This is a genomic window from Eubacterium barkeri, from assembly GCF_900107125.1.
Classification (GTDB): domain Bacteria; phylum Bacillota; class Clostridia; order Eubacteriales; family Eubacteriaceae; genus Eubacterium_O; species Eubacterium_O barkeri.
Genome location: NZ_FNOU01000001.1, coordinates 195,505 through 208,695 on the forward strand (window position 1 = coordinate 195,505; position 13,191 = coordinate 208,695).

The window sequence follows — 13,191 nt, forward strand, 5'->3', positions numbered from 1 at the left end:
TCCTATTTCCTGTTTCCAAATTCCTGGATAAAGGCGTCAATTTCGGCAGCGGTTTCCAGGGGAATGGTGCGAATGGTCTTATCGATTTTTCGGACAAAGCCAGAAAGGGCTTTACCTGGACCGATTTCGACGATGGTATCCACCCCTTTGTGGATGAGGGCCCGGATGGTATCCTCCATATAAACACTGCTTTGGACCTGGCGGACCAGAAGGTCCGGGATGGCATCTCCGGGACCCTTTTCGTCTCCCAGGCAGTTAAACAGCACGGGAATGGACATGGGTCCAAAGATAGTGTTGGTAAAGCGCGCCGCCAGAGCATCCCCGGCAGGGGCCATGAGGCTGGTGTGGAAGGGGCCGCTGACCTTTAGGGGAAGGCAGCGTCTGGCTCCGGCGGCCTTGGCCAGGGCTGCGGCCGCATCTACCCCAGGGGCTTCACCGGAGATAACCAGCTGTCCCGGACAATTATAATTGGCGATTTCTACCAAACCCACCGAGGAGGCTTCCACACAAATCGGCTCCAGGGCATCCCGGTTAAGGCCCAGGATAGCGGCCATGCCGACCTGCAAGCCCTGGGCGGCTGTGGCCATGGCCTGGCCCCGGAAGGCCACCAGCTTGAGGGCATCGCCGGAATTGAGGACTCCAGCGGCGTAGAGGGCGGAGTATTCCCCCAGGGAAAGCCCAGCCAGGTAATCCGGTCGGATACCAGCGGCGGTCAGCAGATCCGTAACGCCTATGGCAAAGGCCACCATACAGGGCTGGGTAAATTCTGTGGCGTTTAGCTTATCCTCCGGACCGTCAAAGCAGAGGGTTTTCAAATCAAAATCCAGGGGGGCATTATCGTAAACCTGGGCAAAGAGGGGAGCGGTGTCGTATAAATCCTTTCCCATTCCCAGGTGCTGGCTCCCCTGGCCAGCATATAAAAAAGCCATGGTCATGGGCATAACCTCCAATCGGTCATCAGCTCGTCAATCAATTGGGCGACGGGCTGTATTTTAGAAATACGGTGGGCATTACTGCCGCAGAAAAAGAGTCCCTCAGAGACATTTCCCCGGGCCGCGGCAATAAGGGCGGCGGAGATGCAGTAGGGGGTTTCTGCTGGGTTGCAGGGGGTCAGACAATTGGTGCAGGCCCTGGGACGGAAGCGCTTGCCCTGGGCCAGTCCCTGGATTAAGGGGGTGTTCAGGGCCCGGCCCGGCATCCCCACCGGGCTTTTGATCAGGACGATATCCTCGGCTTTGGCGGAAACCATCATTTCTTTAAAAGCCTGGCTGGCATCACATTCATCGGTGGCGATGAACCGAGTCCCGATTTGGGCACCGGCGGCCCCCAGCTTAGTGTAATGGGCCATATCTTCACCGTCGTACACCCCTCCGGCCACAAAGACCGGAATGGCCCGACCGTATTGCTGCTCAAAGGGAAGGAGTACATCCTGAACCTCTTTTAAGAGATCCTCCAGCCGGGGTAAGGGGGGTGTTTCCAGAACCTTTGGGGTAAATCCCAGATGGCCACCAGCCATGGGGCCCTCCAGGACCACAAAGTCCGGGATCACACCGTGGTGGCGGTCCCAGAGCCGGCAGATGACCTTGGCGGCTCGTCCGCCAGAGACGATGGGGGCCAGGGCCACATCCGAATCCCCGGCCAGGGCTGGCAGGGCGCTGGGGAGCCCGGCACCGGAGATAATGGCATCCACCCCTGCAGCAATGGCAGTGGGAATGACTTCATCGTACTGGGTGGTGGCCACCATGGCATTGATGGCCACCAGCCCCCGGCCGCCGCTAATGGTCTTGGCCCGGCGGATTTCCCGGGTCAGGCTCCTTAGATTGGCCTCCTGGGGATTCTTGGCGAAATCCGCTTCGTCAAAGCCGGTTACTGCGGTACTGATACAGCCCATGGCACCACAGGCGGCTACGGCGCCAGCCAGTCCTCCCAGGGAGATGCCGATCCCCATGCCTCCCTGGATAATGGGGAGCTCTAAATGTTTACTTCCTAGCTTTGTCATAATGGGGATAATCCTTTGAGGGTGGCCTCAGCACCAGCGGCTAAATCCTCGAAAATGCTGCGCAGGGGGCGGATTTCGGTAATCATGCCGCTGACCTGTCCGGCCATGAGGCTGCCGTTTTCCACATCCCCATCCCGTACCGCCCGACGGAGACTGCCCAGGGTAAATTCCTCCAGGGTCATCTTATCGGCACCCTCAGCCTCCATTTTCAGGTAGGTCCGGGACATTTTGTTTTTAAGGATACGTACGGGTGCGCCCACAGACTGGCCGGTGACCACGGTGCTGCGGTCTCCAGCCTTTAAAATGGCCTGTTTATAGTGATCGTGGATGGGGCATTCCACACTGGTCAGCAGGCAGGTTCCCAGCTGGACACCGGAAGCGCCCAGGGCGTAGGCGGCCAGAAGCTGACGGCCATGGGCAATGCCTCCAGCGGCAATCACCGGGACATCCACAGCATCCACCACCTGGGGAACCAGGGCCATGGTGGTCAGATCTCCCACGTGACCGCCGCTTTCCAGACCCTCGGCAATAATGGCATCGGCTCCGGCACCCACCAGGCGCCGGGCTAAAACCACTGAGGAAACCACGGGAATGACGAGGATGCCAGCGGCCTTCCAGGCGGACATATACTTGCCGGGATTTCCGGCTCCGGTGGTGATCACCGGGACCTGCTCCTCCACCGCCATAGCGGCAATGGCATCGGCATCGGGATTCATGAGCATGATATTTAAGCCAAAGGGCTTATCCGTCAGGGCCTTGCAGTCCTGTACCTCCCGGCGGAGTGTTTCTGCATCCATTCCCCCAGAGGCAATGAGGCCCAGGCCGCCAGCGTTGGAAGCCGCAGCGGCAAAGGCACCCGTGGCAATATTGGCCATGCCTCCCTGGATAAAGGGAAATTCCGTTTTTAAGAGTGTATTGATTTTATTCATATGAGTTCTGCTTTCTAATAATGGCTCCGCCCCAGGTTAATCCGGCGCCAAAGCCCACGCACATTATCCGGGCTCCAGGCTTCAGCCGCCCCAGCTCAGACAGCTCGTCCAGGGCCATGGGAATACTGGCCGCACTGGTATTGCCGTAGCGGTCCATATTTTGATAAAATTTAGCGGGATCGGCCTTGAGCTTCTTAATGACATGGTCAATGATCCGGGAGTTGGCCTGATGGCACACCACCTCATCGATGTCGGAAAGGCTTAAGCCGCTTTGGGTAAGGAGGGCATGGATAACCTTGGGAATAACCTGGACGGCAAAGCGGAAAACCTTCCGGCCGTCCATATGGATAATGGATTTTGGCGCAGCAGGCCCATCCACTAAAATGGCTTTTGGATCGGCCTCGGCCCCAAGGATGCTGTAATAGCCGGCATCCTCACAGCACTTTACCACGGCAGCCCCGGCACCATCCCCAAAGAGCACGCAGGTGGAACGATCGGAGAAATCCATGAGCCGGCTGAGAACCTCACAGCCTACCACGATGGCGTAGGGGCGGGCTGGAGTCAGTAGTCCCTGGGTCACCTGCAGGGCGTATAAAAATCCGGAGCAGGCCGCCCCAATGTCAAAGCTGGGGATATCCAGGGGCAGCCCCAACCGGGCTGCCACCATATTGGCGGTACTGGGGGTCATGTTGTCCGGACTGACCGTAGCGACGATACAGGCCCCAATGGATTCAGGGGAAACCCCACTGCGGGATAGGGCTGACTGTGCCGCCCGGGTGGCCAAATCCACCCCTCCTTCGTCCTCAGCACAGAAATAGCGGCTGAGGATACCGGTTCGCTCCCGGATCCAGGCGTCATTGGTATCCACAAACTGTGCCAGATCATCATTGGTCACCAGCCGGTCCGGGGTTCCCCGTCCGGTGGCGATGAGTTCAATTCCCATCATGGGTGTTCTCCTTTTCGAAAATACGGGCCTTGGGCAGGCTTTGGCCGAATTCCCGGAATTTTTTATAGCGCCGGGCGGCCAGCTCATTGCCGTTTGTCCGTTCCATGGTCCGCAGCTCCAAATCGATAATCTGGTCCACGGCGTCAAAAACAGCCCGGGGCTTGCGATGGGCACCGCCCAGGGGCTCAGGAATAACGCCGTCAATGACGCCTAAGGCTTTTAAGTCCTGGGCGGTGAGCTTCATCACCCCACAGGCCTCCTCACTTCGGGCGGCATCCTTCCAGAGGATGGCGGCAAAGCCTTCAGGGCTGAGCACCGAATACACGGCATGCTCCAGCATATAGATGCCATTGGCCACCCCCAGGGCCAGGGCACCGCCGCTGCCCCCTTCACCGGTAACGATGGTGATGATGGGAACCGTCAGTCCGCTCATTTCCATAAGGTTCCGGGCGATGGCCTCTCCCTGGCCCTTGGATTCGGCATCCAGACCGGGGTAGGCCCCTGGAGTATCAATAAAGGTAATAATGGGCCGGCCAAATTTTTGGGCAGCCATCATGAGGCGCAGGGCCTTGCGGTAACCCTCGGGGGAGGGCATCCCGAAATTGCATCGGAGGTTTTCATTTAAATCCTTGCCCTTGCGATGGCCGATTACGGTTACCGGACGGCCCTTATACCGGGCGATTCCCCCCAGAATACTGGGGTCCTCACCGCAGTGGCGGTCCCCCCGCTGTTCAAAAAAATCTGTAAACAAGGCGTCAATATAATCCACCACACCGGGGCGCTCCGGGTGTCTGGCTAAATACACCTTATCTGAAGGGGAGAGGTCCAGGCACAGGGCTAGCATTTCTTTTTTATTGCGCAGGAGCTGGGTCCGGCGCAGGCGGTCAGCATCCGAGCTGGGCTGATCCAGGGCGCTAAGCTCCTGGTCGATGGTGAGGATGCGTTTTTCAATTTCTGCAATCATCGGTCGGTCCCTCCCTTTAAATCGTGGAGGCGGAGGATACGCAGGAGGGTATCCCGCATTTCCCGGCGCTCCACCACCGCATCCACAAAGCCGTGATCCTCCTGGAATTCGCTGCGCTGGAAGCCCTGGGGCAGGGTTTCCCCAATGGTCTGTTCAATCACCCGGGGACCTGCAAAGCCAATCAGGGCTTCCGGTTCGGCCAGGGTGATGTCCCCCAGCATGGCGAAGCTGGCCGTCACCCCACCGGTGGTGGGATGGGTGAGGACGCTGATATACAGGCCTCCCCGGTCCGAGAATCGCTTGAGGGCGGCACTGGTTTTGGCCATTTGCATGAGGCTTAAGATCCCCTCCTGCATGCGGGCACCGCCACTGGCGCAGAAGATAATCAGGGGCAGCTTCTTCTTGGTGGCAAGCTCTGTGGCCAGGGTGATTTTCTCACCCACAGCGGACCCCATGCTTCCCATGAGGAAACGGGTATCCATCACCGCGATAACTACGGGAAACCCATCAATCCGCCCCCGGCCGGATACCACACCATCGGTTAAACCCGTGGTGTTCTGGACGGACTTAAGCTTTTGGGCGTAGCCTGGAAAGCCCAGCCAATCAAAGGGACGGACATGGCGGCCGATATCGTGGAAGGTACCGGGATCCAGGGTAATCTGGAGACGGGTATGGGCATCCAGGGGATAATGGTAACCACAGCGGCACACCTGGTCCTGCTTTTTAAGGATATCCAGGGTGGTGGTGTGGCCGCAGGTCGGGCAGGTTATTCCCAGGGGCTGTGTTTCGGAAACGGGTAAGGGACCCGGGGTGGATTGTCCCTCTCTCAGGGCCTTGAGTTTAAAAATCTTATCCCGCTGTTTCTTGAAAAATGGATTCATGGACGGACCTCCTTAGCCGGCTCTAATCCGGCACCGACGGCATTCCACTCCATCAGCTCGGGAAGCTCCGTGTCTAAAAAGCTGGTATCGTAGCTCCCCCGGACGAAAGCCGGATGATGGAGGATAAGGTAATTAAGCTCTGCGGTGGTGGTAAAGCCTTCGATGATGAGCTCCTCCAGGGCCCGGCGCATTCGGCGGATGGCCTCAAGCCGGCTGCTTCCGTGGACGATGACCTTAGCCACCATGCTGTCGTAGTAGGGGCTTAGGCTATAGCCGGTGTACAGGGCAGAATCCACCCGAACCCCGCAGCCTGCGGGAAAATGGATGAAGCTGGCGGTTCCGGGACAGGGGGCAAAATCCCGGAAGGGATCTTCTGCGTTAATCCGGCACTCTATGGACCAGCCCTGCTGGACAATCTCCTCCTGGGTGAAGGAAAGGGACAGGCCCGCCGCCACCCGGAGCTGTTCCCGGATAAGGTCCACGCTGCACACCATTTCCGTTACGGGGTGCTCCACTTGAATCCGGGTGTTCATTTCAATAAAATAATATTCCCCAGCGGGGGAAAGGACGAATTCAATGGTGCCGGCCCCCACATAATGGGCCGCCCTGGCCGCGGCGATGGCGTGGGCCCCCATCCGCGCCCGAAGCTCTGGGGTAAGGGCCTTGGAGGGACTTTCCTCCAGTAGCTTTTGGTTTTTGCGTTGGATGGAGCAGTCCCGTTCCCCCAGATGCACCACATTCCCCTGGGAGTCCGCCATGATTTGGAATTCAATGTGCCGGGGATGCTCCACCAGCTTTTCCAAATACATTTCATCATCTCCAAAGCAGGCGATGGTTTCGCTCTGGGCGGCGGAGAAGGCGGGCAGCAGCTCCTCGGGAGCGTAAACCCGGCGCATTCCCCGGCCACCACCGCCGGCACTGGCTTTGATGAGGACCGGATAGCCGATTTCCTGGGCGATATCTCCAATGGTATCAGCCGTTACGGCGCCTTTACTTCCTGGCACCACCGGGACACCATTTGCCATCATCAGGGAGCGGGCGGCGGATTTGCTGCCCATCTTCCGGATAACCTCACCAGTTGATCCGATGAAGGTGATGCCCTCCCGGGCACAGGCATCGGAAAAGTCCGCATTTTCAGAAAGAAAGCCATAGCCCGGATGGATAGCGTCACAATGGGTGGAGTGGGCCACCTGAATCAGGGCATCGGCATTGAGATAGCTATCCGCCGCCTTGGGTGGGCCAATGCAGACCCCATGGGTCGCCAGCTGGACATGGAGGGCATCGGCATCGGCTGTGGAGTATACCGCCACGGTTTCGATTTCCATATCCCGACAGGCCCTTAGGATACGCAGAGCAATCTCCCCGCGATTGGCGATGAGTACGCGCCGGAACATCCTAAACCTCCCGAACCCGAACCAGGGGGGCGTCGTAGGGTGCTAAATGTCCATCCTCAATGAGAATTTCCTCAATGACACAGTCAAAGGGTGCATTCACCTCGTTCATCATCTTCATGGCTTCAATGAGGCCGATGGGCTGGCCCGCCTCAATGCTTTTCCCCACCGTGATAAAGGGGGACTCACCGGGAGAGGGTGCATGGTAGAAGGTTCCCACCAGGGGGGCATTGATGGTCAGTGCCTCGGTAATATCCTCTGCGGGTTCCTCAGTAGAGGCAGGGGCAGCAAAGGCCCTGGAAGGGCTGGGGGTTAACTCAACCGGGTTACAGGTGCCCTTTTTTTCCAGCTCAATACTGCTTCCTTCTGTTTCAAATTTAAGATGGGTACATTGGCTGGCATCAAACCGATCCATTAATGTCAGGATATCTTTAAGCTCCATGGCGACTCCTTTTCATGGTTGTTTACATTGCTTTCATACATTTTCATAATACAGTAAAAGAATACCGGCCATCTGGCCGGCTAGGATTACACCTGGGCGTTTAAATACTCAACAATATTACCAACGGTTTTGAAATTGGCCAGCTCATTGTCTTCAATGGTAATGCCAAAGGCTTCTTCCAAAGCCATGGCCAGTTCCACAGCCTCCAGGCTATCCGCATCCAAATCCTCTTGGAGGCTGGATTCCAGGGTGACATCCTCTGCATCACAGTTCAGTGTTTCTACAATAATGGCTTTAATGGCATCAAAATTCATTTGATTATCCTCTTTTCATAAAAATATTTAATTAAAAATACTTAGTTAAAAATCTTTATGTATTATACCATTCGACTTTTCGATGTCAAGGGGGGATTCATTATTTAAGGAAATAGAAAAGTACTGTGGCCATTTCAATTACGGGAAAGAGCGGCTCATTGGAGAAAAGCAAAGGGTGAAAGATGAAAAGACATTGGCGGAATGACCGAAGTAGGGTAGAATAGGACACAATGAAACCATAATCAAGGAAGGGGCTGTGATGACTTTAAATCAATTGAACTATTTTGTAGAAGTGGTTAAACAGAGTAATTTCACCCGGGCGGCGGAAAAGCTTTTTGTCAGCCAATCGACCCTGAGCAAATCCATCCGGGCGGTGGAACGGGAGGTTGAGATGGAACTGATCAACCGCCAGGCTAAAGAATTCACCTTAACCCCGGAAGGGCAGATTTTTTATGACTATGCCCAAAGCATTCTCGGGTTTTACGAGGAGCAGACCACCGCATTATATGAACGCTTTCGCCGTACACCGGGAAGTTTGCATTTGGGGATGCCTCCAACCGCTGGAACCATCTATTTTTTTCCACTGCTTTATGATTATCGGAAGCTGTATCCCGAGGTGGATCTGAAAATCACGGAAATGACCTCCAAATCTGTTCAGCAGCTGGTCCACGAAGGCACCCTGGATATCGGTGTGGTTATTGAACCTTTTTCCGATGATAAGCTGGTTGCGCAAACGGTTTATACCTCTGAGGCCGTTTTGGTTGTGTCTAAGGATCATCCCCTGGCCAATCGACGTTCGGTGAATTCGGCCGATCTGGCCCAGGAGCAATTTCTCATGGTCTCCCGGGATTATATGTATTACGATGTGGTGATTGACCATTGCAAAACGGCAGGCTATACCCCGAATATCACCTTTGAAAGCTCCCAGTGGGATTTGATTTTAGAGATGGTCTCTGCAGGCCAGGGGATCAGCATCCTCCCCAAACCTTTAGTGGATAAGCTGTACAGCAAGCGGGTCCGGCAGATCCACCTGAAAAATCCAACCTTCCCCTGGGCCCTTACCCTGGTATATCGACGGGATAAGGTCCTCACCAGCCCCATGAAGGATTTTCTGGCTCTGTGTGAAGAAGGCGGAGGGCGGTAGGATAAGCTCTCTATAAGGTGCGGCGCACCTTGGTTAGTAGATACCGCCGTGCGGTGAAGGCGTTACACAGATGCCCCATTGCCACACTTACAGAACGCCATCCGCGTTCTTTTTTTTGTGGCACAGGGCGATGAATTCAATTCATGGCAGAATGAAATACAACCATTTTTCTTTTCTCCCGGACCATGCTAAGATGATGTTAGAAAATCGCAATGGCCATCGCGAACAAGGAGTAACAGAAAGGGAGTATATTATGGAGAATCAAATCAATAAAGCCTCCACATCGAGGGCGGTTATCATTGAGTTCGTGATGTTTTTTACCTACGCATTCTTTGCCGTGAACTGGATTGCGGGGAGCACCCTGACACCCCAGATCATGGAATTCTTTAATCTTAAAACCTTTGCCTCCGCCACCTTCATTTCCAATGCCATCACCCTGGCGAAAATCATTGGGAATTTCCTGGCAGCGGGCATTTTAGCCAAACTTTTCCCAAAAAAGGCCATTGGCCTGGGGTCCCTCCTCATTGTAGCAGGGAGTGTCCTGGCCATCTTCGCACCCCAGTACTGGCTCTTTATCCTCGGACGCTTTGTCATGGGATTTGGGGGCGCACTGTATGTGGTGTATTTCAGTCCCGTGGTCATCCACTATTTCAGTCCGGAAAAACGTCCCGCGGTCAACGCCCTTAACGGCGTTGCATACAATGTGGGGGGCGTCATCGCCATGGTCATTGTCGGACCCGTCATTGCCTGGCTGAAAACCTGGCAGTACAGCATGGGCTTCTTCGCCATCATCAGTGCCATCCTGCTCATCATCTGGCCTATCATTGGTCAGGACTTCGACTTAAACAGCGGAGCCGGGAAGGAACAGGCGCCCTATGGGATGAAGGATGCCCTTAAAGAAAAAATCAATTGGCTGCTGCCCTTTACGTATTCTGGGCTTTTAACCTTCTACATCGTCATGCTTAATATCTTCCCCATCTCCGGGGTAACGGTGATTGATGCCAAAACCTTAAGCGTTTTGGTAGCCGTTGGAGGGATTGTGGGCTCCCTAATGGCCATCGCCCTGGCAAAGGTCTATTTCAGACGGCTTCCGGTCATCCGGTACAGCGGTCTGGCCCTGACCCTCTTCGGTTTATTGATGCTGATTACCAATAATGGCATCATCTCAGCGGTGGCGGCCTTCTGTGCAGGGGTGTGTATCTTCCTGCCGGTGACCTCCCTGGTGCTCATTCCCCAGGAGCTGCCGGGCATGACCCCTGGAAAGCTCACGGTGATTATGGGGCTGTTCTGGGCCATCTCTTATATTATAGAAACCATCGCTTACTTTGCCATCGGCCTGGCCATTGACAGCTTCGGCTATACAACGGGTCTGTACATCGCCCTGGCCTTGAGTCTGACCTTCTTTGTCGGTTCGTTCCTCCTGCCGGAAACGGGGAAGAAGAAAGTCTGATGCGCGTCGGATACTGAAATAACAAAAGAAACGAAAATTATACCAATTCCAGGAGAAAACACAATGAAATCATTCCAAGAGCTTTATGAAGAAAAGAAGATGACGGCAAAACAGGCCTTAGAGCTGATTCAGGACGGAGACTACATGTTCTCCGCCCAGGCGGCCGGGGAACCGGCAGCCATCCTATCCGAGCTTCAGCATTTAAAGGAAACCGGGGTCAAGGGCACTACCCTGAACACCTGTCTGCCCCTGAAGTATTATGAAGCCTTCAAGGATCCGGAAATGCGCGGGGTCATGGATCACAACGGCTGGTTCTTCAGCGCTGGCCTCCGGGATGCTCACAAGCATAAGATGGTGAGCTGCGTCCCCCAAAGCTCCACCTCCATCCTGCGCAAGACCCTGGACCGCCTGGTCTATGAAAACCGGCGTCCGGTGGTGTTAGCCACCGTGTCCCCCATGGATGACCATGGCTATCTGTCCCTGTCCATCAGCGCCATCTACGAACGGGACCTCATTAATCAGGGGGCGCTGACCATTCTGGAGGTCAATCCCAATTACCCCCGGACCTTTGGGGATACCCAGGTCCACATCTCCGAGGTGGATGCCCTGGTAGAATCCGACCGGCCCATCCCGGTAAGTAATCCGGCCCCCTATACGGAGGTGGATGCCGCCATCGGAAAGCATGTCGCTTCTTTGGTAGAGGATGGTTCCACCATCCAGCTGGGCATCGGCAATATTCCTAATGCTGTGGCCGCGGAACTCAAGACCAAGAAGCATCTGGGCATCCACACCGAAATGTTTACGGAATCTATGGTAGACCTTATTGAATGCGGGGCCGTGGATAACTCCTGCAAGGGCCAATACGATGGCTACTCCGTCTGCTCCTTTACCATGGGCAGCCAGCGGCTGTATGACTACATTGATGATAATCCCGCGGTGCTCTTCAAATCCTGTACCTTCACCAATGACCCCTACAGCATCGGGAAGAATAACAAATTCGTGTCCGTCAACGCCTCCCTGGAGGTGGATTTAACCGGCCAATGTGCCTCGGAAACCGTGGGCTATGACCAATGGTCCGGTACCGGTGGTCAGTCCGAAACCGTCCAGGGTGCCCAGATGTCCCCCGGCGGGAAATCCATCATCGCCATGCATTCCACCTACACCACCAAGGATGAAGACGGCAATCCGGTCCTCCATTCCAAAATCGTGCCCTTCCTCCACGAGGGTGCCGCGGTGACCACCTCCCGCAACGATACAGATTATGTGGTGACGGAATACGGCATCGCCTGGCTGCGCGGCTTGAACGTGGGCCAGCGGGCAGAAGCTCTCATTAACATCGCCCACCCCGATTTCCGGGAGGCACTGCGTCAGAAGGCAGAAGAATATCAGATCTGGTAATCCGGATTGAAAAGAAAGGAGCCACGGCTTATTATGCCGGGGCTCCTTTTTCGTGGTTTTTGCATGAATGCTGGCGGCCTCCTGAATCAATGTTTGAAATACCCATGGAGAATTTCGTCGATGGCCACCTTCAGCTGGGAGGAATACAGCCAGCTTTGGGGGGCCGGCATCTGGGCGGACAGGCAATCCACGGAATCCGTATCCTTGGGATCATTAAAGATATAGCTGTTCTGGGGTTCATCCTCCCGGATGGTTTCGAGGACAGCGGGCAGATGCTTCGTGGAATAGACGTAGCTGTAGGGCTTGACGGCCTTGACGATTTCATGATCCAGGACCAATTGCTCAAAGCTGCTGCTCTGCCAGTGGATGCCCTTCCCCATCCAGGCGAGGAGGTCCGCGCCGCACATCTCAATCAGGGAATAGTAGGTGATGCACTTTTCAATGGAATCCGGATCGCCATCATTGAGCACGGATAAGTCATCGGGCCAGAGGATGGCCGGATAATGATAAAAATGGGCCATCTGGCTTTGGGCCGTGTGGAAGTAAAGGCAATTCAGGTCTTCGGTGGTTCGGAATCCGAGGGAACGGCGGTTGTTTTTTAAGAAACCGCTGTAATATATCCGGGCATCGGGTTGGATGCTCCGGGCCAGGATGAGCAGGACGAGGAAATAGATATTCCCCATGAGGATGAAATAATCGTCATGGAGCCCGGCGAAATCCAAGGGCAGCGGATAGGTGATGGCAATGGGGCATTGGGTGGGCAAGAGGATTTCCAGCTGCTGGGTGATTACCGAATCCACGGATAACAGCTGGTCTCCAAGGAGGACGTGCAGGCTTTCGGGGTGGGGATGCGCCTTGAGGAAATGGGCATCCTCCAGGCTGAAAACCGGATAGATGGTAGGCTTACGGCTCTCCCTTTCCGCCAGGCGGTAAATCGCCTCCTGGAGGTGCGAATCGTCAGACAAGGGCAGGAGGGTGCAGTCCATGGCATCCAGCCCGTTGGCCAGCTGGATGAAATGACGGCAATCCGTCAGGGACATGGTGGTGATGCCGTCCTCCCTGAGGTTGTCGAGATGAGTGAAGAACCCCCGGTTGGTGTGCCGGGGTCGACCATCCTGGCTGACCTTGAGGGGATAGGCCGCCAGGGTTTCCTGGATGCGGTCCACCGGGAAGAACAACCGCCCGTCCCGGCAGGTACAGCCCCAGTTCATCAAATAGCGACGTGCCGCGTCATCCGTGATTACCAAACCCTTCTCAGATAAGAAGGTCAGGGATTCCTCATGGACTGTGCGTGCTTCTTCATCGGAAAAATAATGGAATACTCCTTGCATAA

Annotated in this window: 13 protein-coding genes; 3 read left to right on the plus strand and 10 right to left on the minus strand. The window is 55.4% G+C overall.

Annotated elements, in window-relative coordinates:
* Positions 1-2 precede the first annotated feature (2 nt).
* From fabD to acpP, 9 genes are all read right to left on the minus strand, one after another.
* Positions 3-935: an ACP S-malonyltransferase gene (fabD, locus tag BLU30_RS00765; protein ID WP_090242447.1), complete on the minus strand. Its 933-nt coding sequence runs from the start codon at positions 933-935 to the stop codon at positions 3-5.
* The gene (locus BLU30_RS00770; RefSeq protein ID WP_090242449.1) at positions 932-1,999 is read right to left on the minus strand and encodes an NAD(P)H-dependent flavin oxidoreductase; all 1,068 of its coding nucleotides are present in this window, start codon (positions 1,997-1,999) and stop codon (positions 932-934) included. The genes fabD and BLU30_RS00770 overlap by 4 nt, the downstream gene beginning before the upstream one ends.
* The gene (locus tag BLU30_RS00775) at positions 1,996-2,928 is read right to left on the minus strand and encodes a nitronate monooxygenase (RefSeq protein WP_090242451.1); all 933 of its coding nucleotides are present in this window, start codon (positions 2,926-2,928) and stop codon (positions 1,996-1,998) included. Before BLU30_RS00775 ends, BLU30_RS00770 begins: the two co-directional genes overlap by 4 nt.
* A complete protein-coding gene (locus BLU30_RS00780; protein ID WP_090242457.1) occupies positions 2,921-3,874 on the minus strand; it encodes a beta-ketoacyl-ACP synthase III in 954 nt (317 codons plus the stop codon). The genes BLU30_RS00775 and BLU30_RS00780 overlap by 8 nt, the downstream gene beginning before the upstream one ends.
* Positions 3,861-4,838 carry an acetyl-CoA carboxylase carboxyltransferase subunit alpha gene (locus tag BLU30_RS00785; protein WP_090242459.1) on the minus strand — a complete coding sequence of 326 codons (978 nt, stop codon included), beginning with the start codon at positions 4,836-4,838 and terminating at the stop codon, positions 3,861-3,863. The genes BLU30_RS00780 and BLU30_RS00785 overlap by 14 nt, the downstream gene beginning before the upstream one ends.
* Complete coding sequence (accD, locus tag BLU30_RS00790; protein ID WP_090242462.1) at positions 4,835-5,719, minus strand: acetyl-CoA carboxylase, carboxyltransferase subunit beta; 885 nt, start codon at positions 5,717-5,719, stop codon at positions 4,835-4,837. Before accD ends, BLU30_RS00785 begins: the two co-directional genes overlap by 4 nt.
* Positions 5,716-7,113 (minus strand): acetyl-CoA carboxylase biotin carboxylase subunit, encoded by a 1,398-nt coding sequence (gene accC, locus BLU30_RS00795; protein WP_090242464.1) that lies wholly within the window; start codon positions 7,111-7,113, stop codon positions 5,716-5,718. The genes accD and accC overlap by 4 nt, the downstream gene beginning before the upstream one ends.
* A 1-nt stretch (position 7,114) precedes the next feature.
* The gene (locus tag BLU30_RS00800) at positions 7,115-7,552 is read right to left on the minus strand and encodes an acetyl-CoA carboxylase biotin carboxyl carrier protein (protein WP_090242466.1); all 438 of its coding nucleotides are present in this window, start codon (positions 7,550-7,552) and stop codon (positions 7,115-7,117) included.
* Positions 7,553-7,638: 86 nt separating this feature from the next.
* Complete coding sequence (acpP, locus tag BLU30_RS00805; RefSeq protein ID WP_090242468.1) at positions 7,639-7,866, minus strand: acyl carrier protein; 228 nt, start codon at positions 7,864-7,866, stop codon at positions 7,639-7,641.
* A gap of 259 nt (positions 7,867-8,125) precedes the next feature.
* Here acpP and BLU30_RS00810 point away from each other — a divergent pair, with 259 nt between their 5' ends.
* From BLU30_RS00810 to BLU30_RS00820, 3 genes are all read left to right on the plus strand, one after another.
* On the plus strand, positions 8,126-9,010 hold the full coding sequence (locus BLU30_RS00810; protein WP_090242470.1) for a LysR family transcriptional regulator: 885 nt from the start codon (positions 8,126-8,128) through the stop codon (positions 9,008-9,010).
* 253 nt (positions 9,011-9,263) lie between these two features.
* Positions 9,264-10,460 (plus strand): MFS transporter, encoded by a 1,197-nt coding sequence (locus tag BLU30_RS00815; protein WP_090242472.1) that lies wholly within the window; start codon positions 9,264-9,266, stop codon positions 10,458-10,460.
* Positions 10,461-10,523: 63 nt separating this feature from the next.
* Positions 10,524-11,858, plus strand: a complete 1,335-nt coding sequence (locus BLU30_RS00820) for an acetyl-CoA hydrolase/transferase family protein (RefSeq protein WP_090242475.1) — start codon at positions 10,524-10,526, stop codon at positions 11,856-11,858.
* An 86-nt stretch (positions 11,859-11,944) separates the two neighbouring features.
* Here BLU30_RS00820 and BLU30_RS00825 read toward each other — a convergent pair whose 3' ends face one another.
* Positions 11,945-13,189, minus strand: a complete 1,245-nt coding sequence (locus BLU30_RS00825) for a hypothetical protein (protein ID WP_090242477.1) — start codon at positions 13,187-13,189, stop codon at positions 11,945-11,947.
* Between the last annotated feature and the right edge of the window lie 2 nt (positions 13,190-13,191).

What these genes read in the sequence shown, in the direction of transcription:
- fabD (WP_090242447.1), bottom strand. Translation starts at nt 935, where the DNA reads ATGACCATGGCTTTTTTATATGCTGGCCAGGGGAGCCAGCACCTGGGA.
- BLU30_RS00770 (WP_090242449.1), bottom strand. Translation starts at nt 1,999, where the DNA reads ATGACAAAGCTAGGAAGTAAACATTTAGAGCTCCCCATTATCCAGGGA.
- BLU30_RS00775 (WP_090242451.1), bottom strand. Translation starts at nt 2,928, where the DNA reads ATGAATAAAATCAATACACTCTTAAAAACGGAATTTCCCTTTATCCAG.
- BLU30_RS00780 (WP_090242457.1), bottom strand. Translation starts at nt 3,874, where the DNA reads ATGATGGGAATTGAACTCATCGCCACCGGACGGGGAACCCCGGACCGG.
- BLU30_RS00785 (WP_090242459.1), bottom strand. Translation starts at nt 4,838, where the DNA reads ATGATTGCAGAAATTGAAAAACGCATCCTCACCATCGACCAGGAGCTT.
- accD (WP_090242462.1), bottom strand. Translation starts at nt 5,719, where the DNA reads ATGAATCCATTTTTCAAGAAACAGCGGGATAAGATTTTTAAACTCAAG.
- accC (WP_090242464.1), bottom strand. Translation starts at nt 7,113, where the DNA reads ATGTTCCGGCGCGTACTCATCGCCAATCGCGGGGAGATTGCTCTGCGT.
- BLU30_RS00800 (WP_090242466.1), bottom strand. Translation starts at nt 7,552, where the DNA reads ATGGAGCTTAAAGATATCCTGACATTAATGGATCGGTTTGATGCCAGC.
- acpP (WP_090242468.1), bottom strand. Translation starts at nt 7,866, where the DNA reads ATGAATTTTGATGCCATTAAAGCCATTATTGTAGAAACACTGAACTGT.
- BLU30_RS00810 (WP_090242470.1), top strand. Translation starts at nt 8,126, where the DNA reads ATGACTTTAAATCAATTGAACTATTTTGTAGAAGTGGTTAAACAGAGT.
- BLU30_RS00815 (WP_090242472.1), top strand. Translation starts at nt 9,264, where the DNA reads ATGGAGAATCAAATCAATAAAGCCTCCACATCGAGGGCGGTTATCATT.
- BLU30_RS00820 (WP_090242475.1), top strand. Translation starts at nt 10,524, where the DNA reads ATGAAATCATTCCAAGAGCTTTATGAAGAAAAGAAGATGACGGCAAAA.
- BLU30_RS00825 (WP_090242477.1), bottom strand. Translation starts at nt 13,189, where the DNA reads ATGCAAGGAGTATTCCATTATTTTTCCGATGAAGAAGCACGCACAGTC.